The organism is Corynebacterium felinum, assembly GCF_030408755.1.
GTDB classification, from domain to species: domain Bacteria; phylum Actinomycetota; class Actinomycetes; order Mycobacteriales; family Mycobacteriaceae; genus Corynebacterium; species Corynebacterium felinum.
In genome coordinates this window covers 706,009-725,497 of record NZ_CP047209.1, presented here as the reverse complement: position 1 = coordinate 725,497, position 19,489 = coordinate 706,009, and the positions used below count along the sequence as shown (strand labels likewise).

14 protein-coding genes and 2 tRNA genes are annotated in these 19,489 nt (G+C 48.9%); 7 read left to right on the top strand and 9 right to left on the bottom strand.

The window, feature by feature from the left end; translation table 11 throughout:
* Positions 1-234: 234 nt before the first annotated feature.
* Positions 235-1,764, top strand: a complete 1,530-nt coding sequence (locus tag CFELI_RS03225) for an alpha/beta hydrolase (RefSeq protein ID WP_277104761.1) — start codon at positions 235-237, stop codon at positions 1,762-1,764.
* 67 nt (positions 1,765-1,831) lie between these two features.
* Here CFELI_RS03225 and CFELI_RS03220 read toward each other — a convergent pair whose 3' ends face one another.
* The 5 genes from CFELI_RS03220 to CFELI_RS03200 all read right to left on the bottom strand — a co-directional run bounded on the left by CFELI_RS03220 (position 1,832) and on the right by CFELI_RS03200 (position 9,671).
* Complete coding sequence (locus CFELI_RS03220) at positions 1,832-3,403, bottom strand: hypothetical protein (protein WP_277104760.1); 1,572 nt, start codon at positions 3,401-3,403, stop codon at positions 1,832-1,834.
* A gap of 434 nt (positions 3,404-3,837) precedes the next feature.
* On the bottom strand, positions 3,838-5,730 hold the full coding sequence (locus CFELI_RS03215; RefSeq protein WP_277104759.1) for a hypothetical protein: 1,893 nt from the start codon (positions 5,728-5,730) through the stop codon (positions 3,838-3,840).
* A 410-nt stretch (positions 5,731-6,140) separates the two neighbouring features.
* Positions 6,141-6,214: transfer RNA gene (locus tag CFELI_RS03210), tRNA-Met, on the bottom strand.
* Between the two features lie 319 nt (positions 6,215-6,533).
* A tRNA-Met gene (locus CFELI_RS03205) sits at positions 6,534-6,607 on the bottom strand.
* Between the two features lie 115 nt (positions 6,608-6,722).
* The gene (locus tag CFELI_RS03200) at positions 6,723-9,671 is read right to left on the bottom strand and encodes a UPF0182 family protein (RefSeq protein WP_277104758.1); all 2,949 of its coding nucleotides are present in this window, start codon (positions 9,669-9,671) and stop codon (positions 6,723-6,725) included.
* 163 nt (positions 9,672-9,834) lie between these two features.
* Between CFELI_RS03200 and CFELI_RS03195 the strand changes: the two genes are divergently transcribed.
* On the top strand, positions 9,835-10,362 hold the full coding sequence (locus tag CFELI_RS03195; protein WP_277104757.1) for a PPA1309 family protein: 528 nt from the start codon (positions 9,835-9,837) through the stop codon (positions 10,360-10,362).
* 104 nt (positions 10,363-10,466) lie between these two features.
* Entirely contained in the window at positions 10,467-11,171 is a 705-nt protein-coding gene (locus tag CFELI_RS13675) for a hypothetical protein (protein ID WP_310128243.1), read from the top strand.
* Positions 11,172-11,226: 55 nt separating this feature from the next.
* Here CFELI_RS13675 and CFELI_RS03180 read toward each other — a convergent pair whose 3' ends face one another.
* Positions 11,227-12,210, bottom strand: a complete 984-nt coding sequence (locus tag CFELI_RS03180) for a YlbL family protein (protein WP_277104784.1) — start codon at positions 12,208-12,210, stop codon at positions 11,227-11,229.
* A 270-nt stretch (positions 12,211-12,480) separates the two neighbouring features.
* On the opposite strand from CFELI_RS03180, the gene CFELI_RS03175 reads away from it, so the two are divergent.
* From CFELI_RS03175 to CFELI_RS03165, 3 genes are all read left to right on the top strand, one after another.
* Entirely contained in the window at positions 12,481-13,872 is a 1,392-nt protein-coding gene (locus CFELI_RS03175; RefSeq protein WP_277104754.1) for a zinc-dependent metalloprotease, read from the top strand.
* Positions 13,873-14,019: 147 nt separating this feature from the next.
* Entirely contained in the window at positions 14,020-15,522 is a 1,503-nt protein-coding gene (locus tag CFELI_RS03170) for an ABC transporter permease/substrate-binding protein (RefSeq protein WP_277104753.1), read from the top strand.
* Between the two features lie 12 nt (positions 15,523-15,534).
* Complete coding sequence (locus CFELI_RS03165) at positions 15,535-16,260, top strand: ATP-binding cassette domain-containing protein (protein ID WP_277104752.1); 726 nt, start codon at positions 15,535-15,537, stop codon at positions 16,258-16,260.
* On the opposite strand, the gene CFELI_RS03160 is transcribed toward CFELI_RS03165, so the two are convergent.
* The 3 genes from CFELI_RS03160 to CFELI_RS03150 all read right to left on the bottom strand — a co-directional run bounded on the left by CFELI_RS03160 (position 16,257) and on the right by CFELI_RS03150 (position 18,093).
* The gene (locus tag CFELI_RS03160) at positions 16,257-16,796 is read right to left on the bottom strand and encodes a M48 metallopeptidase family protein (protein WP_277104751.1); all 540 of its coding nucleotides are present in this window, start codon (positions 16,794-16,796) and stop codon (positions 16,257-16,259) included. The genes CFELI_RS03165 and CFELI_RS03160 overlap by 4 nt on opposite strands.
* Before the next feature lie 80 nt (positions 16,797-16,876).
* The gene (locus CFELI_RS03155) at positions 16,877-17,194 is read right to left on the bottom strand and encodes a hypothetical protein (RefSeq protein ID WP_277104750.1); all 318 of its coding nucleotides are present in this window, start codon (positions 17,192-17,194) and stop codon (positions 16,877-16,879) included.
* A gap of 446 nt (positions 17,195-17,640) precedes the next feature.
* Complete coding sequence (locus CFELI_RS03150; protein WP_277104749.1) at positions 17,641-18,093, bottom strand: hypothetical protein; 453 nt, start codon at positions 18,091-18,093, stop codon at positions 17,641-17,643.
* Positions 18,094-18,434: 341 nt separating this feature from the next.
* On the opposite strand from CFELI_RS03150, the gene CFELI_RS03145 reads away from it, so the two are divergent.
* Positions 18,435-19,454: a hypothetical protein gene (locus CFELI_RS03145; RefSeq protein WP_277104748.1), complete on the top strand. Its 1,020-nt coding sequence runs from the start codon at positions 18,435-18,437 to the stop codon at positions 19,452-19,454.
* Positions 19,455-19,489: the final 35 nt, after the last annotated feature.

Genomic DNA, 19,489 nt, shown 5'->3' with positions numbered 1-19,489 from the left:
GAAATTTTTGCTGGTCGGAGCCACCGCACACAAACAGCACACAGATGCGTGCAGGATCATCAACGCATGTAACTGTGGCAAATATCGCACACAAAAGTGAAGCAAAACTCAAAATTTTCGCACGAAAACACCACTTTTCCACGCACACAACCACCACTATGTCGCCTCATGCTTCACACTTTCATCCCATTGCCACACCCGCCTTCACTTTCCAACCTGACCTAGACTGGTGGAATGACTGTGAAAAGAAACGTTTTTGTCGCACTTGTGGCATCAGCAGCATTGACTCTGGGTGCCTGCAGCAACAGCAACGACACACAACCTGATCAACCAGCTACTACCTCCCACGTTGAAGTCGCCGATGGGCCTCACGCAGACCCCAATCGTCCCCTTGCGCCGAAAGTCACTCGCACCAACGATCAAGGAACTGCCACGATAACCGAAGTGGACTTGGGAAATGTCGAAGACGGACAATACCGTGCTCCCTTACGCGGAGTCCTGATCACCCCCACCAACAGCAATGGCCCTGCGCCCCTGATCGTCATGAGCCATCTTCGCGCCCCTAACTGCGGGGATTATAACTTCGCTTACCCGTGCGCCGAAGGGGAGAAAGAAAACCGCTACGACCACGGCATGATTTACCTTGGTGAGGCCTTCGCTGCCCAAGGCTATGCCACGGTTATCCCAGATCTCGGCGGGATCTTTAGCGGCGCTGACACAACTGAGCCCTATAACCAAAATGCACTGTGGAAACAGTCTGTTACCACACTCGTTGACCAGTTCCCTGCCGATTCCGTGGATCTGACAAAGGTGGGACTTTTCGCTCATTCGCGCTCCGGAACAGTTGTTGAAACAGCTGCGGAAACGTTCGGTGCAGGCAACCTCCGTTCGGTTTTCGCCTATGGCCCCGCCTACGACACCGTTGAGCTTGAAGAAATCAGCCCTCAGCCATCCGATATTGCCTACCTTGCCATGGTCGGCGATGCCGATTCCGATGTGGGTCCTTCTGCAAACCTGTGGATCGGACACTACCTCGATCAGGAGCGTACCCAACCTGCACTGGTGACCCAGGTACCAGGCTTAGGACATATGCTTATTAACCGCAACGGGAAAGACGACCGCATCGGCTGCGATGAAATGGACTGCCCGGATGCAGCTGAACACGAACGCATCATGTCAACAGTGGCCACCGATTGGTTCAACGCAACCGTTCGGGGTATGGACACCGAACTTCCAATCCACTCCGACTCGGAGCTGCCTGCTCAACTCGCCGGCGTTGATGTGCGTTGGCTTGCCGCTACCCATGCACCGCATCAGCACCTGTCTGCCCAGCAATTAGGTTCTGTATGCCGCCATGCTGACCCCATGAACCCTGTGAAAATGGACAACCCATGTACCGAACCTGAAGACGGTGTCGTACAAATCCTCACTGAAGTCTCTGTGCTGAAGGAAGCGTCCGTTGACACTTCCATTACTTCGGCAAAGTCCATGGCTATCCACCTTGCCCCTTCGGGAACACATGAGAGCCCTACTGAAGTCACTATTTCTCTCACGTTAGATAATGGCGTGGTGCTCAATCTGCCCCTTGATCCTGCTCACCCAGCACTGATAAGCCGCAAAACTCAATTTGAGAACGGCGCGTATACTCTCGGCACTATCCGTATGACACTTCCTGACAATGCCCAGGACGCAACGATTACGAATGTTCGGGTGCACGCACCGAATCAACCGGTGGAAATCCGCGGCATCGATTTCCTCACCTAAACTGCGCACAAAAATAGTGGCTGGTTCAGAATTTTCCTCTGAACCAGCCACTATTTTTTATCTATTGTTAGCGACCAGCTGGGTTGAATCGCGCAAGACCTGGCACAAACTTTGCCAATGTTGGGAAAGCTGCGGCAATTACTGCCGCCACCAGTGCGATCGCACCAACGACAATTCCTGCGATTGCTGCTGGGCTTAGCCCCTTCTTATCCTGTGGGGTGCTTTCATCCTTCTTTTCAGGAGCTTCACCACCCAACTTCTTTGCCTCTGCTACCAAAGTAGAAAGTGCCTCTTCAATTGGGGTGAGTGCCTCAACAGTGGACGCATTCGGAAGTTTTGCAGCTTCCTCAGCAATCTTTGCCTTGAGTGCTTCTACCTTCTTCTTATACGCCTCAGCTTCAGCGGAGGTGTTTCCTTCAACCTTGGCCAGTGCAGCAGCAGCCAGAGTTTCCGCTTCCTTCTTCTTCGCTTCCACCTGCTGCTTCTTTGCCTCTAGCGCCTTCTTGGCTTCCGCCTCCTGCTGCTTCTTGGCCTCTTCCTGCTGCTTATTGGCCTCTTCCTGCTTCTTCTTTTCCTCTTCAGCCGTGTGCTGCGCTTGGAGGGTGTCGAGTTCTTGCTTCAGCTGCTTTGCTTGGGCAAGTGCTTCATCGGCAGGGGTCTTTTGCGCCTTGGCAGCTGCAATATCTTTGCTTTCGTTTGCAGTGGTCATTGCGGCCTCCACTGCGGCAATCTTTTCGCGCAGAGCCTTGATCTCTTCTGCCTTCGCGTTGATTCGCTTGGCGATAGCATCGGCTTGGTCAGTGATGGACTTTGCTTCTGCAGCAACATCGTTGACAGGCTTGGCTACATCAGCGTAGTTCTCTAGAACAGGTTCCAACGGACCATTCGCTGCGACCAAGTTTTCCTTCGTCTTAGCAGCTTTGGTCTTCTCTACTTCAAGATCGAGATGCTTTGTTGGTTGAGCAGCATCAAACGGGACAGTCACCACGTCAATATTCGTCAGCAAAGCTTGGTAACTACCATTAGCTTGGATCTTTTCTTGCTCAGTCGTACCCCAGTCGATCACAGCAAAAGCGTTAGTCTCACGGTAGTTATTCTTACTCTTGAATGCATTGATTCCCGTACGACCAGCATTTACGAGGTTATGTACGGCCTTTTCATTTGCTCCCGTACCGTTATAGTGTGCAAATGCTGCATTAACCACTTTTTCGGCTTCGACGGTTGTGGCATCTTCAATACCAACCAATTGTGGATCAAGTTGACGTGCGCCCTCGAAATTAGCAGCCTGCAAAACCACAATCGCAAGCCGTGCTTGGGCAATATAATAGGCGTTTTCCGCTAGGGCGCGTCCCGTCCAGCTGAAAGGAACATCAGAGCGATAAAACTGTGCTTTCTTTGCAGCTTCAAACATCAGCTCACGCGCACGGACGATCTCATCATAGCTATGATAAGCCGGAGCAAATGGCTTGGCTTCTTCTGCCGAACCTACCAAAAATTTCGCTGGGAACTCTTTCGCCGTTTCTTGTGCGAAAGCAACATTAGCGAAAACTGCAGGTGCTGCAACAGGAACTGCGATTGCTCCGGAAAAAGCAACAGCGCTTGAAAGAGCTAAAACAGGCAGACGGAACTTCTTGTTCATAGGGGATCAAACTCTCCAATATGAATAAAAGGAACAAAACAGGGGGTAGCTATATTGATAGCCAAAAGTTAACTTACACAAACCTTTCCTAAAATTTATAAGGCATACCTTATCCTACCCCCACATCAGACGTCTTACATCGTCTTTTTTACATACGTCTAAATAAGTAGCTACCCCCGCCCAACTAGCAACAGAACAACAAATTGCAGCAATTTTCAAAAAGGAGGAGACGAAGCCCTCTCAGAATGTGACAACAACGCAATACGGGCATCGTACGAATGTTATAAAAATTTCCTTTGAATATGCCTATAAAAATTAAAGCCTTCTGTGAGTAAAACTTAGGAAGATCTATGAATCGAGATCCTGTGTTTTACATCACAAAAGGCCTGTGTGTCAACGGCTAGAAAGCTTTGCTGCCAAACTAAATACTCATGTTAAGGCTTGTGCTTCAGTCCGAATTTAGCGAGGAAAGGGATCACATACTGAGAAATCAGCGAACCAACGCCCCATAAACCAACCATACCGGCAAAAACACCCATAACAATGCCTACGATACCGGCGCTGTCATCGGTACGAGGAGTGGTCAAAGGCTCTACCTGAAAAGCGCTAGGTGCTTCATCGACCGAAACATCCAAACCAGAAATTTGACTGTCTAATGCAGTAATCTCCTCCGGCGTGGTCGCAGCAGCAATCTTGGTTTTGAGCTCAGCGATCTTTAAACGGAGTGTAGATGCCCTATCGCGTTGCTCTTCATCCTCGTGCTCAGCTAGTTTTTCAACAGAGTCTTCAACCCCCGCGAGCTTCGATTCCAGCGAACGCTTCGACACATCAATGTCAACTGTCTCCGCTGCCGCCGGCTCAACCTTTTCGATTTCCTCAAAAAGCGCTGCGGCACGTTCCGCCAAAGGAGCAAGATCTTCAAGCTTCTCATCCAGCTCAACTACCGCGCCAGTTTCTTTCAGCTCGGCGACTTCTTGTTCCTCTGAAATAACTTCAGACTTGATTTGTTCAAGATCACGCTGAAGGTGCTCAGTCCTCACCGGATCCTTCGAAACAAGCGCACGCTCCGACTCCTCAACCACAGCAGTCGTGTTCGCAATAGAAGTTTCAGCAGGTCGAGCAACCTCTACAATCATCGATTCGGACGGCACCTGGCGCTCAGCGCGCGCCACCTGATCACGTAGCTGAGAAGCAGACTTAGCAAGGTTCTCTGCACGCGCCATAGCCAGATTCAACTCGTCCTGGTTTTTTGAAGTGCGTAAAGCATCAAATCGTTCTTTTTGCTTTTCTAACGAAGTACGTTCTGCTCGCAGCTCAACCAAGATCCGACGTTGCTCCAAAAGATTCTTGGCCGAAATTTGGGTCTCAAGATCCTCGTTCAACAAGGCGTCAGACTTAGCCAACGCATCTTTCGCATTATTCAACGAACGAGACAGATCAATCATCTGCGCGTCAACCAGATCGTGAGCGCCGAACTCACGCTTTAATGCGGCCTTCGTGGCAATCGTATTTTCATAGAGCTCTACTGGATCAATAGCTAAAGCCTGCTTACCATCCTTTTGGAACTCCAACTCCAAAATAGGGACAGTCTGCAAATCCTGCTCAGTGATTTGGGCATCCATCAAAGACTGCTTCAGCCAAGGATGCTGCCCAATACCCCAGTCGAAGGTTGAAAACGCATCCACATCATAAACGGATTGCTTTTTCGCAGCACTAAGCCCCTTAACTGCGTAAGTCAACAGCTGCACAAACTCACGCCGGTTCTTTTTCTCCACCGAAGTGCCTTTATCCTGCAACTTTTCATAGGTAGCCTTCGCCTTATTAAGCACGCTCAAGGCATCGTTAGTTACCTTTGGATCCACTCCAACTCGATTCAAATCTAAGTTGCGAGCCTTCACTGAGGTGTTATATCCCGTTGCATCTTCAGCAGCCAACACTGCAATCGCTGCGCGAGCAGCCGATGCACTGGCAGCAGCCTCGGCATGTTTGCGCCCATCCCAAGTCGCTGGCGCTTCCTCCTCAGAGAAGCTAATAGCAGCATCCGCGATTGCTTTACGCACTTTGTAAATCTTCAAATGCGTTTGGTACGCAGGAAACCACTTTTCCGCCCCAGGCTTCTTCGAAGCTGCGAGACCGGCTGGAAAACCAGTGCCCGCATGAGACTTCGGTGTGGCAGTCTTAGCAGTAGATACAGAGCTCACACGAGAAGCTGCTATTGGGTCTTGAGCGAAAGCAAGCACCGGAGAAATGGTGTCAACGAAGCTCAGACCAGAAAATGCAACCGAAGATACAAGTACGAGGCCAGACAGTCCGACAGCCTTCTTCATCAGAATGAAACTCCAAAAGATCTGTAGAAAATAACCAACGACTTACGATTCAACAACGAGTCAACTAAAAACGGAACCAATTTCACACTAATAAATATCGGAGAAAGTTGAAATCCAAACCCAACAATTGGCACGCAGCTAACTCGGATGACGTTCAGTAAGGTCTCAGTTTAGCCGTTAAAAGTGATCTTTGACTACAAGTTTCATTTAAATTACTTCCACAACACCCCCAGCAGTGCCCCCATTATACACAGCTTGTTCACATGTTTTATTTAGCTTGAATTGTGTGACGATACCGCGAATATCCTCCTGAATCAGACTCACCCCAACCACTGTCGACATGTAGTGAATTGCCCAATCCTAGAGACGACGAAAGACCACCTCAATTGAGACGGCCTTTCGGATCTTAGTAGCGGGGGCAGGATTCGAACCTACGACCTCTGGGTTATGAGCCCAGCGAGCTACCGAGCTGCTCCACCCCGCGACAGAAGTAAAGAACTGTACGTTCCTTGCAACGAGGAGTAACTATACATGCATTTCATCGGAGTTGCACATTGGTTCACTTTTCCCGTAATGAACAGCAACGGAACGGAGGCAAGAAAGAACTTCCCCCGATCTTCCATTCTTAATTCACTAGCACTCAAGCTTGTACAAGGTTTGAATTGACACTCGATAGCATCCGAAGCTTGGTACATTAACACTTTGATAAAGAGCCAACCCCAAAGGTTCTCCACAGCGTAGCAACACACTCTGGCACATATACCGATAGGCCGTCTCAATTGAGACGGCCTATCGGATCTTAGTAGCGGGGGCAGGATTCGAACCTACGACCTCTGGGTTATGAGCCCAGCGAGCTACCGAGCTGCTCCACCCCGCGACAGAAGTAAAGAACTTAACGTTCCTTGCAACGAGGAGTAACTATACATACATCTAAGGAAAATAAGCAAATCCCCAGTACACAACGCGCACTGGGGATCAGGGAAAATCAGAAACTACTGCAACTTCTGATAATCGGCTACAGCTCGATCAAGCGCGTCAAGCGCCCGACCGTACTCTTCATGCGATCCATTCCGAGCTTTTTCCAAACCAGAGAGCGCATCATTAATTCGGGCAATGGCTTCAGAAGCATTTTCTGCAGGTGCAGATTCTTCCTTCTTCGGCTCCTCTGCTTCTGGTTGCTGCTCATCCTTCTTCGTGTCAGAAGGAGCAAGCTCCTCTGCTTCACTCAAGTCTTGGGCCGCCCGTGGATCAATACCCACTTGAGCTAACGCTTCGGAAACAGTCGGTGCGTAACCAACTTGACCGTTGTAACTCACCAGAACACGCAACAACTTCGGGAAAGCTGAATCCTGACCCTTACGCTGAGCATAAATCGGCTCGACGTAAAGAATCTCACCTCCCCCAATCGGCAAGGTAAGCAAGTTACCATTCTTAAGCTCCGTCGTCCCCTTCCACAAGGACTGATCACGAGCTACCTGATCTGAAGACATAAGGATGTCTTGCGCTTGCTGTGGACCTAGTGTTTGGGTATTAGTTGGCAAAACTCGAACAGTGATCTTTCCGTAATTATCAGGATCAGAGTTCACGGACATATGTGCAGCAAGATACTGGCGGTTCAGTCCACGGAACGGAGTGATCAACTGGAATGAGGGCTTACCAGTCTCAGGGTCAGCAGCCACGACATAGAACGGAGGCTGAGACTTTTTACCTTCAGCAGCAGATGGATCATCAGGAACGGACCAGAAACGGTCGTTGGTAAAGAAGTCACGTGCCTCATCAACATGGTAGCGAGACAAAATAGTGCGCTGAACCTTAAACATATCCTGCGGGTAGCGGATATGATTCATTAGCTCTTCGGAAATATCTTCCTTGGGCTTCACAGTTCCAGGGAAAACACCTTCCCAAGCCTTAAGCACTGGATCTTGCTGATCAAATTCATAAAGTTCCACAGAACCGTCGTACGCATCAACCACTGCCTTGACAGAGTTACGGATGTAAGCGACCTCATCGTTAACGATCACTCGGTTATCAGCACCAACACCAGCAGTAGTATCACGGGTAGCAGCCGACATACTCACTCGCTGGGCATAAGGAAGCGAATTCAAAGTGGTGTAACCATCCACGATCCACTTAATACGACCATCGATCACAGCTGGGTAAGTTGTGGAATCGATAGAAAGCCAAGGGGCAACCCGGTTGACACGCTTACGAGGATCACGCTCAAAAAGAATCTTAGAGTTCTCATTCACACGGTCCGAAAGAATCAGATTCATCTCGCCATAACGCGCTGCAAAGACTGCACGATTGAACAGGTTACCAATATCTACACCACCCTTGCCCTGATAAGTGTAGGTGGAAGAATCAGTGTCATACTCCACCGACGTGTCATCGGCTGAACCCACAACTGCATAATCCGCACCATCAAGCGCATTCGCGATCACAGGACCGAAGTAGATACGTGGTTCCTTCACCACGATACCGAGCTTCTTCGCATCTTCATCAGTAGTCTGCAAATCAGAAACGGTGTACACGGGGTAACCACCACGAGCAGAACCAACATCACGTGCTACTTCGTCCACCTGATTAGCTTGCGCGGCAACAAAGCCGTTACCGTGCGTATACACCGTGTGACGGTTAATCCAGTTCTGCTGGTTTTCGCGAAGCGAGTTTGGATTGATCTCACGAGCGGCCACAACGAAGTCGCGAAGCTGCCCATCGATCACGTAACGGTCCATTGCCAAAGAGCTCGGGAAACCGTAAAAGTTCTTCAACTGCTTATTCTGGGTAAATGTCGGCGACAGAATCTCAGGGTCCAAAAGACGGATATTCGATACAGTCGCGGTATCCGAAGCAACTGCTTCCTTCGAGGCACCCTTGGCACCCCAATCACGCATATAAGTAACCTTGTCGGGGGTGAGACCGTAAGCAAAACGAGTCGCTTCAATATTGCGTGCGATAAACTGTGACTCTTTCTCAGCACGGTTAGGTGTAACGGAGAACTTCTCCATCATCATTGGCCAAGCGGAACCAATGACTAACGAAGACAACACCATCAATACCGTGGTCATTGCAGGAATACGCAGATCCTTCAGCACAATGACAGAGAAGAAAGAAAGCGCAACCAGCGCAGCAATCACCATCAAGATGATTTTGGCTGGAAGCTCTGCGTGAATATCAGTGTAGGAAGCACCTGTGAAGGTTTGGTGGTTCTTGTTCAACAAATCGAAGCGGTCAAAATAATATGCGCCAACTTGAACAAGCATCCACAAACCAGCAGTCACAGCTAACTGAATGCGCGCATAACGAGAAATCGTTGCTTTCTGGCCGGTGGTCTGATCGCCAGTACGAATGCTTCCCAGCATGTAATGCCCGACGAGTCCCACCAGGAATGCAATCACAATCAGGGTCGAAACAGTACCCAACAAAACCCTGAACATTGGCAAGGAGAAAGCATAAAACCCGTAGTCAATGCCGAACTGAGGATCTTTGACACCAAAGTCTTGGCGGTTCAGGAATAGCTGAACAACCCGCCAGCGCTGCTGCCCTAAGAAGCCGGCAATAACACCAGCAACAATAGGAAAGACGAACAAAAGACGACGCGTGGCTTTCTTAATTTGCTGCCGGTGTTCAGCTAACGGGCCCCTAAAGTCCATTGCAAATGGATCCTTTGGTTGGCCACGGAAAGTCAACAAACCAGCCAGCCACACCACAAACGCGGCGAAAAGGCCAAATGCTACGAACAAAGCAAGGCGAGTGAGCACAACTTTGTTGAACACTCCCCTGAAGTCAACTTCCCCGAACCACAACCAGTCTGTATAAAAACCAACCACTGTGGGGATCAGCGTTCCTAAAATCGTTAACACTACGACAGCAGTAGTCAGGAACTTCGGTGGACGCCCCACTTGTGGGGCCGGTGGTGTTAGGCCATTAGCCAACGCCATCTCCTCTTTTCATCTAGAGTTTTCCTATTTTTCAAAGGTAACCTTCTACTCTACGTAATTTTTTATCCAGCAACTAGGCTGAACCATGACCTTAAGTTCGGCGCCTACCCCCAACAGGATTGTTGCCGAACTTTTTTCCCCTGCAACGAACGCGAGAAAGACCATGTCTGACTTCGATTATTCCTCCTACTCCATCGAGCTTTCCCAACAAGCACTGAACAAAGCAATGCTCGAAGCTGTCGATTTCATCCACGCCGAAGGATGGGATGCAAAACCCACACTTTTTGCACTCGTGCCATCCTCCTTACTCCACGACTCCTTGAGCGAATTTGAAGCAGACGATTCCCCGCTTGCTCTCGTTATTCAAGAAGATCTACCGGACAATATCCTTCCTGGAACCCAAGAGTTGGGTGACTATATTTCTCGAATCGTTTGGCCAGAACAAGTACTGGGAGCAATACTTGCCCAAGAAATTGTTTTCAAAGACGCTTCCAATCCTGAGCAAGACGCTCGGCCGGCACGCCTGTTTTCCGGAGTGCTTCGTGGCGAAGCGGAACAAACCTTGTTACAGCTTCGTCCCACGGAAGAAGAACTCGAAAAAAGGGGTCCCTTTGCCGAAGACGAAGTTGAACTACGTGGTGGGCATGGTGTTGCACCCGGCGTTATTGCAACACTTCGGTCAACTTTTTAAAGTAAAATCGGATACTTGAGTATTCAACGATTGTTCTCACAAGTGCTTCCAATGAATTGTGAGGAAAGCACAGGTTGTAAATGGTGAAGGGTTTAAGCAAAACTATGGCGACTGCCGCATTCAAAACACGCACAGTGATGGCAGCAGCCTTTGGCATCTCATTCTTACTTACTGCGTGTTCAGATAACTCCTCACGTCAGCCTGCACCCTCTAGCTCACGTGTGAGTGTCGCCCCTACGCCTACGAGTACACCACCATCAACATCGGCAACCTCTACATCGCTCAGCACAACCAGCTCCCCCATCTCTACCACTAGTTCAACTGAAACCTCTGAGCCTTCAGCCGAAACCTCAGCGACGTCGAAAAGCGACGGACGCACTGAACTGCGCGATAAACATGTTCAGAAAACCCGCGATCGGTTCAACACCCTAGCCCCCGATTCATTGTTCGCTCAATTTGATTCGTGCGTGCCTAACGGTGTCGGTGAATCCATGGCATGCTCAGGTGTTGATGTTGGGCAATTCCAATTCTTTGCATCCGATGCAAAGGCAGCGTCAACCACACAAATCTTGACAGGTCTGCGTAATTCCCGGGTTATTAAAGATACGGGTCGGTTCGTTGTAGGCTGGTCGACCGTCGGCAATACCGCGATTATTACAGTCGTTGACAATGATGAAGGACTAGTTCTTCAGCAAATGGTGTCCACGGATGAAGTAGACCCCACACAAAGAATTTACGATTTGGGGCTTGCTGAAGCCGAGACTGAGAAAGAACCCACAGCTCAATCTGCAGAGACTTCCACTCATTAGAAGTCAGCACCTCGGCAGTAAATATCTAAAAACTACCGAGGTGCTTTTCGCGTTTCTAACCGCAGCTTTTTAATTCTTTACCCTGTGCGAAGTCATCCATCGCTGAAATCGCTTCAGATAGTGAAGAGACTGCTGCAATTCTCATACTTGGAAAATCAGTACCTTTGAGCTCAGCGCAGTTTTGTACAGGTGCAAGGAATAGTTCCGCGCCTGCTTCTTGAGCAGCCTGTGCTTTGTGATCAATTCCACCGATCGGGCCGACTTTGCCGAAATCATCTATAGTTCCGGTACCCGCCACATGTTTACCATGATTTAGCTCGCCTGGCGATAGCTTGTCGACTACTGCCAATGCGAACATCATGCCTGCCGATGGACCACCAATGTCTTCCAAATTGTAAGTAACTTTAAGATCATCTTGCGCCGTCGTGGTCATATTAATACCCAAAAACGGTACATCTTTGGACTCAGGGTGCGGTGCTAAAACTGCCTGCAAGTTTAAGTTCTTACCTTGCCTGGTCACATCAATACTGATCTTTTCACCTGGCTTATACGAACGCACAATGTCTCGTGCTTGGCTTCCTGTACCTACATCTTTGCCGTTAATGGCAATAATACGGTCGCCAATCTTGATTTCTTTGGTGGCTGGTGAATCCTTTGCAACACCAACTACTTCAACCTTCATAGGTTTCTTGAGATAATGCAACGCAGCGGCTGTCGCCGACGACTCTGAGGAGCTGAACGCATTTTTGTTCATCTCTCGGACTTCGTCTTCAGTTTTATCTTGAGGAATCACGCGCTCAATGGGCACCAAAGTGTCTCCATGAACAATCCATCGAGATACTGCTTGCGCAAAGGTCATATTGGTACGAACACTAATCGTGGTCATATCCAAATGCCCTGAAGTCTTATCAATTTGTGCGCCTTCGATAGAGATCACTTCGGTGTCGTTCACCTTATCGAGGGTATTAAACGTAGGTCCAGGGCCTTCCGCCGCATACGGAACGGTCAGACTAATATCTGTGCCTGGAACCCGATCCATGATTGCTACGAAAGCAAGAGAAATTACTGGGATAGCCCCGAAGGATAGGGTGCGAAGTCGAAGTCGTCTACTCACGGATACTAACCCTACCGTGTTTTGGGTATCCGTAACGAGCGGCAACCCTTGATTTTTGTGTTTCATTCGCGGCGTTTGGGTTTCACTGATGTCGTCGGGGCAATTTCTAGCAATACTGTGGTGTTTCTTTGTGTTCGCTCACAGCATGCTGCGCTATATAGCCAAGTCGGGGGAAACATAGGTACCGTTTATGGCATGAACAACAATGGCTTTGGTTTCTCGTTTGGTTTTGGCCCTAGCGGCGATGATGATAATGATCGCAACAACGGCTTTGGCAATTTTTCTGGCGGATTAGGCGATATGTTTAACCAGCTAGGTGCAATGTTGTCTGGTCTAGGAAGTTCAATGAACTCACCGGAGGGCCAAGGCGCTGTCAATTATGAGTTAGCTGAGCGCATTGCTCATCAGCAGATTAGTTCCAACGGGGTGACTAAGGAGGTGAGCGATAAACAACGCCAAGCTGTGGAAGAATCTGTTCGTCTTGCTGAACTATGGCTTGACGACGCCACCTATTTGCCTGCTTCGGGAAATAAGGTTGAAGCGTGGAACGCTAGTTCATGGCTTAAAAATACCCTTCCTATGTGGCAGCGAATGATTACCCCTGTTGCAGAGCATTTGAACGATGCCCGCCTAGAAACTCTTCCTCAGGAGATTAGAGATTCAATTGGCCCTATGGTGTCGATGATGAATCAAATGTCCGGAATGAATTTTGGAATGCAACTCGGTCATGCGCTTGGCGATCTTGCCTGCCAAGCGCTTTCGGGTTCTGATTTTGGTATTCAGGTTGCCCCTGCTGGGGTTACTGCGTTGTTGCCAGAATCTGTTGATTCTATTGCCGCTGAAATCGGTGTAGCACCACAAGAATTCATGGTTTATTTATCGGCTCGTGAAGCTGCTCGCCAGCGCCTATTCCGGCATGTTCCGTGGTTAGCTGAGCGTCTTGTTGCGTCCGTTGAAGAATATGCCGCAGGCCTAGAGATTGATACATCCCACATTGAAGAGGCTTCGCGCGAGTTTAACATCGAGTCTACTGATCCTGCCGAAATTCAAGATGCGATCATGCGTTTGCAAGAAATGGATCTGGAGCCGCGAATTAGCTCACGCAATGCTTCTGCTACTTCACGCCTAGAAACTCTTCTCGCTTTGATTGAAGGCTGGGTTGATTTTGTAGTGACTGAGGCTATGAGTGAGCGGGTTCCATCAACGCTTCGGATGAACGAAGCATGGCGTAACCGTCGTTCCACTGGTGGTTCTGCTGAAAAAGCTTTTGCTTCCGTGGTTGGAATTGAGTTCGGGGCACCAAAGGTGGGCCAGGCGCATGAGCTGTGGCGTCGTGTTACCAACGCTGTTGGTGAGTCACGCCGAGATCAGATTTGGGATCACCCAGATTTCCTCCCAATGGCCGAGCATTTGGATAACTCCGCAGACTTCATTGATTCATTGCTTGATGAGGCTGATTCTGCTGATTTCGATCCGATTGCAGAGATCACTGCTCTGGAAGAAATGCTGAGCAAAGAAGCGCAAGAAGGATCGGATTCGAAAGATTCTGAGCACAAACGGCCTGAAGACGACGAGGAGAAGGAATAAAACTCCCCGCGTTTGTTGTTATGAAACCCTAAAGGGACTTGAGTGAGCGTAGCCAGTGGTGTTGTTCACTTCTGGTTACGCACTTGTGTGAAGACTTGTGCTTGAGGCCTCCTTGAACATTCGACTTTAAGACAAGGAAATCACAACATGGACTTTTATCTTGGGCTTGTTGTTGAGCACCTCTTCATTTCTTTAGGCGCCGCGGTTGTAGCAACAATCATCGGTGTCGGTATTGGTATCTGGTTATCAACTCGCCCCTCAATTGCAGCCCCTGTCATCGCTGCTGTTAATGTGGCGTATACAATTCCATCGATCGCACTTTTGGGTGTATTAATTACCTTCACTGGCATTGGGAACACCACCGCAGTCATTGCCCTGATCATTTATGGTCTGCTTCCAGTGGTTCGGGCGACTTTCGTTGGCCTTCGGGGTGTTGACCCTGCTTTGATTGAAGCATCGTCAGGAATGGGCGCTACTCCCAAGCAAGTTTTCCAAACAGTTACTTTCCCTTTAGCGCTGCCACAAATCGTGTCGTCCATCCGCACCATGGTGACTATGACTATTGCTTTGGCAGGTATTGCTTCCTTTGTTGGCGCTGGTGGCCTCGGAGTGGCAATTTATCGTGGAATCACTACCGGCAACGAGCGCATGATCATTATCGGTAGTGCTCTCGTCGCGGGACTTGCATTGGTCATGGACGCGCTCCTAGCCATCGTGCAACGCGGTTTGACCGGCACCTCAGCAAACGCTCGAAAAACGCTGAAGGTTGTTACTCTACTTGCAATCTTCAGCTCACTGGCTGGCTTGCTCTTTACTTTTGTCCCCCACACTGATCGAACAGTGCGCATTGCGTCGAAACCCACCACTGAAAATCTCATTCTCGCGGAGCTGGCTGCTCAAATAATCGAAGAAAAAACTGACGTTGCTGTTGCAAAAACGCTCGGGGTAGGCGGTGGAACAGCGAATATTCAAAAAGGCATGCAAGCCGGCGACTTCGATATTTACCCTGAATACACTGGTACATCGTGGCAAGTCATTTTGAAAGAAACCGCTAACTATGACGAAGGAAAATTCACGCTACTCAATTCCAAACTTCAAGCTCAGGTTCAGCAGAGTTTTGGCCCCATGTTCGGCTTTAACAACACCTATTCCTTAGCTGTTACGAAGCAAACTGCTCAGCAATACAACGTGAAAACCTTGACCGATCTTGCTGTTGTTTCTTCGAAGTTGAGCTTTGGCGCCGAATACGATTTCTTCGAACGTGAAGATGGTTTTGATGCGCTCACTGATTTTTATTCACTTCGCTTTGCCAGCGAAGTCGACATGGATAACGGTTTGAAATACCAAGCGTTACTCGACGGCAAGATTGATGTGATTACGGTATTCACAACCGATGGTCAGCTAAGTGACCCGAATATTCAGTTGCTTGAAGACGACCGTGAGTTCTACCCCTCCTACCAAGCTGGTATTCAAGGACGTGACCAATTTTGGGAAGAATTCCCCGAAGTGAAGCAAGCGTTGTCAGTGCTCCACAACACTATTGATGAAGCAACGATGGCTCAGATGAATCATCGCGTAGAAATCGAAGGTGTCAGCGTAGCTGACGTGGCACGTCAGTTCTTGCAGGAACGCAATTTGATCACAAGCTAGGAAGAGTATCTAATGTCAGCAATTCGTTTTGATAAAGTTTCGCATAAGTTTGATGACCGAACTATCGTTTCCGACCTGTCACTAGATATTGAGTGTGGGGATTTCGTCAGTATTGTCGGTTCCTCGGGGTCGGGGAAGACCACACTGATGAAGATGATTAATGGTCTTATCACTCCTGACCATGGAACAGTTTATGTCAATGGCGTAGCAGTTTCCGAGATGGATGTTGTGGAACTTCGCCGTGGAATTGGCTACAGCATTCAGGGCAATGTTCTCTTTCCGCATTTAACCATTGAGGAAAATATTGGTTATGTACTTTCACTCAAAGGGTTAAGTAGAGAACAGATCGCTGCACGTGTGACGGACCTTCTCCATACTTTCCAGCTTCCGGACGATATTCGTCAACGTGTTCCCTCACAGATTTCAGGTGGGCAGGCGCAACGCGTAGGAATCGCTCGCGCATACGCGGCGGAAGCAAATATTTTGCTTATGGATGAACCGTTTGGTGCAGTAGATGCGATTACTCGATATCAGCTCCAAGAGGATCTGAAGCGCTGGCATGAAACACTAGGCTTAACCATTGTATTTATCACCCACGATATTCGTGAAGCACTCAAAATGAGTAACAAGATCCTTGTTCTCCATGAAGGAAAAGTTCAGCAATACGCCGCGTGCGAAGAAATTCTTCGTAACCCAGCGGTAGGTTTCGTTGAAGATCTCGTTCGCATGAGCCACTAGCTCGGTTTTGTTAGAGCCCCAAGCGATAGCATCCTTGCCCAGGCTTCTAGATAGCCCTTGGCACGTTCGGCCTGCGGGGCTTTGTCTGCCCAACGCCAAAACTCAGGCGAATGCCCTGTGGTGATGAAAGTGTGCGTTAATTCATGCACGATTACTGCATCTAAAACGTACTGTGGAACATCACGTAGTGCCTCTGAAATCCTGATGATTCCCGATGCCGAATCGCAAGATCCCCAGTAGCTTTTCCGTGGTGGCACCCACATAATTGAGCGAAGATCAGCTTTTCCTTCTAAAACCGTGGCGTTGAGTGTTTGTGCGCGCTGAAAGAGTTGTTCATCGCTTTGTGGCTTTTTCTGTGCTTTCTTTTCCAGTTTGGCAACCAACGATGCTACCCACTGTTCCTCTTGCTTTTTCGTAGCCGTTGCAGGAATTCGGATTTGCAAGGTATTTCCAACAAGCTTGCCACTAACAGTCTTGGTTCGGCGTGCTGAACGAACAACCTCAACTTCAAACGAAGATTGGCCTTGCTTTGGCATGCGACTCCTTCATCATTGAGCAAACTGTTCACTGTCACTGCTTCGTGCCATTGAAAACCTTGATCCACATCTGCCCATCACTAGTGGCGGGTTTTCAACTGCTTTTTCAGCTTTCGTGGTATCCTGGGAGAATCCGCCGCCCAGATAAGCAGCTGTGCTAAGCCGTTATCGCGTGCGATGAGCAGTTCCAGCGCCTGCCCTATATTACAAGAATGATCCAAAGCGATGCTTCTAAGGCCGTGCATTAATTTCTGTGCACGACTAGCAGGAAGCCTCAGAGCAAGTGAAACTGAGCCATCTTGATTTTCAACGACATTAGCGTGTGGCACGTTATCAACAGCTTTTTCAGCTTCTTTCTTCGCTGACTGCACCCATTGTGGAAAGTGCTTTTTGAGCAATTTTTTCGCCCCATTCAGCAATGAAGAGGCTTGGGTGTTGCGAACGTGTAGTTCGTAGCGGTGTGGTAACTATCGTGTAGCGCTTGGGTGAGGATCGCGTAGCGCTTTTCATCGCCAGTGATGTGACCTTTGGAGAAGCACCCAGCAACCCGGTTGCACGCGTTACATAGAAAGAAGCCTACCGTGATTCTTAGCAATTGATCAGGGCGTTGCTGTTACAAGGCATGTCTTACTGCGACATTACTGCCTGAACTCGCGCATCACGTTGTAACGGAGTCTCTCTTGAAAAGGCTCATCGGTGAGATGATCCCAACATGCGCCTGAAACCGACAAGTCACAACTAAAGCAAAATCACCCAAAAGTCACCGAGGAACCTGACCCCGTTTAGTAGATCCAAAGGTGTCTTGAGGGTGCTACACGATGCCCACTCTGGCGCTACTCGATCGTTACCACACCGCTACGAAAAGCTCGTCCGGAACACTTGGGGAACCTTGGAGCCTTTTTTTGTTGGGTACAAAGATTTCGAGCACAAGCTGTTGATTATTTTTCACTTCGCCTACAGGAACCACCAAAAGTGGCCGAATGGCTGCTGCAATCTTTTCCACACTAAACAATCCGGTTTCGACAAGATAATCAAAAACAACCGGCACATGGTCACGCAAAAGATGCACCGCCCGGAAACAACCCTCAATTGCACTTGGGGTAAGCCCAAATACGTAACCGAGCCGATCAACGTTTTCTGGAGTGTGCTCCAAATCTGAAAAAATTTGAATGTCTCCCCGATTTTCCTTCAATTTTCGTTCGAGGAGTGCATCTTCAATATCTTGGCTGGCATAGCGAACAAACTCAAAATCAGCCAATGTAGGTTTTTCCATTCGTTGCGGTACTGATGTAGTCACTTTTCTTCACTTTCACGAGGTTTGACTGAGCCGGACTATGGCGAGAACAGTATCGATGGCTTGTGAAAACCATCTACATATAAAGACTGGAAAAATGCGCACAGCGTTCCCACATCTTTCCCCCATCGACAAAATCCAAGCTCACCCACACACACCAATACCCCCATAAGGGGGAAACGATGAAATGTGGACATTGGCCTAGTGTCAGTTACGCAACAATTTCTAACACAGCAACTCACCGCACTAAAATAGGAAGCAAAACACACTCTGACATGCTTCTTTGAACAATTCTCCCCTTTCGATGCGACAAGTGAAGCAAAATATGTTCCAATAGATATATCGTGAATACACCGGATAAGTTGGTCTCTAAGATCGCCAACATCTCCCCCTCCGAAGCTCATGCTGCTACACAAACTAAGCCATCGGAGGTTACCCCCAATCTTTCCCGGATTCCTACCGCCAGGGAAGTTCTAGCAGCAATACCTAGCCCGCTCGTTACTGATGACGAAGAAGATTCCCGCGACAGGGTTATTTTAAGCCCATCTGCTTCGGTGTTCATCCGTAGTGATAAAACCATCCAATTCGGTTTGGATTCCCGAAATGCTGGCATTTTTCAGCCGCCTCCCCGCTTGGCGAAAGTTCTTCCTTCGTTAATGAGAAGCTGTCGTAATCCTATGCCTATTTCTGCGTTGCAAGAACGCCTTGAAATGGCTGGTCTGGATGCACCCACTACACAACTATTCCTTGAAGAATTACAAAATCATGGAATTTTGATTCCCGCAGTAAAAAACGTCGTTGCGGTTTTAGGCAGCAGCTCATTAGCGCGAACAATCACTAAAGTTTTGAGTGAGAGCGGTTTTTCCGTACGGCGTCCGACACTCGGTGAATCCAGCGTTCGTTTTCTTTCCAGTTTGCGAAAAGACATCCCCGTGATCCCAGTCAATAAACTAGGAGAGGTACGAACCGTAAGGGATACGCTGTGCCGGTGGCCCACTGTCGTACCTGTAACGATTCTTGATTCAACCGGGGTTATCGGCCCCATTCGTGTTGCAGAGCAAGGAGCATGTATTCAGTGCGTAGATTTATACCGGCTTTCTGTTGATCCAGATTGGAAAAAGTTGTGTCGGCAAGTCCCAATTTCTCCTGTGCCCAACCCAATCGTGGAATATGCGGTGGCCTCTCGGCTTGCAGCACTGTTTCAACCACATTGCCCCGCACCGGGCGTCACGATTGAGGGACTGAAAATTAGTGCAATGTACGAAGTTCAGCCCTTCCATGGATCATCACGCGAAACGACGATCGAACCACATCCTATTTGCCCTATTTGCTGGTCAAGTAAGCGCAAAACACAAGCAAGTTGAAGTCTTTAGCACTCTCAGACTTTTCGCCACGTAAA

Excerpts from the sequence above, each read along its gene's own strand:
- CFELI_RS03225 (WP_277104761.1), top strand. The coding sequence starts at position 235 with ATGACTGTGAAAAGAAACGTTTTTGTCGCACTTGTGGCATCAGCAGCA.
- CFELI_RS03220 (WP_277104760.1), bottom strand. The coding sequence starts at position 3,403 with ATGAACAAGAAGTTCCGTCTGCCTGTTTTAGCTCTTTCAAGCGCTGTT.
- CFELI_RS03215 (WP_277104759.1), bottom strand. The coding sequence starts at position 5,730 with ATGAAGAAGGCTGTCGGACTGTCTGGCCTCGTACTTGTATCTTCGGTT.
- CFELI_RS03200 (WP_277104758.1), bottom strand. The coding sequence starts at position 9,671 with ATGGCGTTGGCTAATGGCCTAACACCACCGGCCCCACAAGTGGGGCGT.
- CFELI_RS03195 (WP_277104757.1), top strand. The coding sequence starts at position 9,835 with ATGTCTGACTTCGATTATTCCTCCTACTCCATCGAGCTTTCCCAACAA.
- CFELI_RS13675 (WP_310128243.1), top strand. The coding sequence starts at position 10,467 with ATGGCGACTGCCGCATTCAAAACACGCACAGTGATGGCAGCAGCCTTT.
- CFELI_RS03180 (WP_277104784.1), bottom strand. The coding sequence starts at position 12,210 with ATGGATCGGGTTCCAGGCACAGATATTAGTCTGACCGTTCCGTATGCG.
- CFELI_RS03175 (WP_277104754.1), top strand. The coding sequence starts at position 12,481 with ATGAACAACAATGGCTTTGGTTTCTCGTTTGGTTTTGGCCCTAGCGGC.
- CFELI_RS03170 (WP_277104753.1), top strand. The coding sequence starts at position 14,020 with ATGGACTTTTATCTTGGGCTTGTTGTTGAGCACCTCTTCATTTCTTTA.
- CFELI_RS03165 (WP_277104752.1), top strand. The coding sequence starts at position 15,535 with ATGTCAGCAATTCGTTTTGATAAAGTTTCGCATAAGTTTGATGACCGA.
- CFELI_RS03160 (WP_277104751.1), bottom strand. The coding sequence starts at position 16,796 with ATGCCAAAGCAAGGCCAATCTTCGTTTGAAGTTGAGGTTGTTCGTTCA.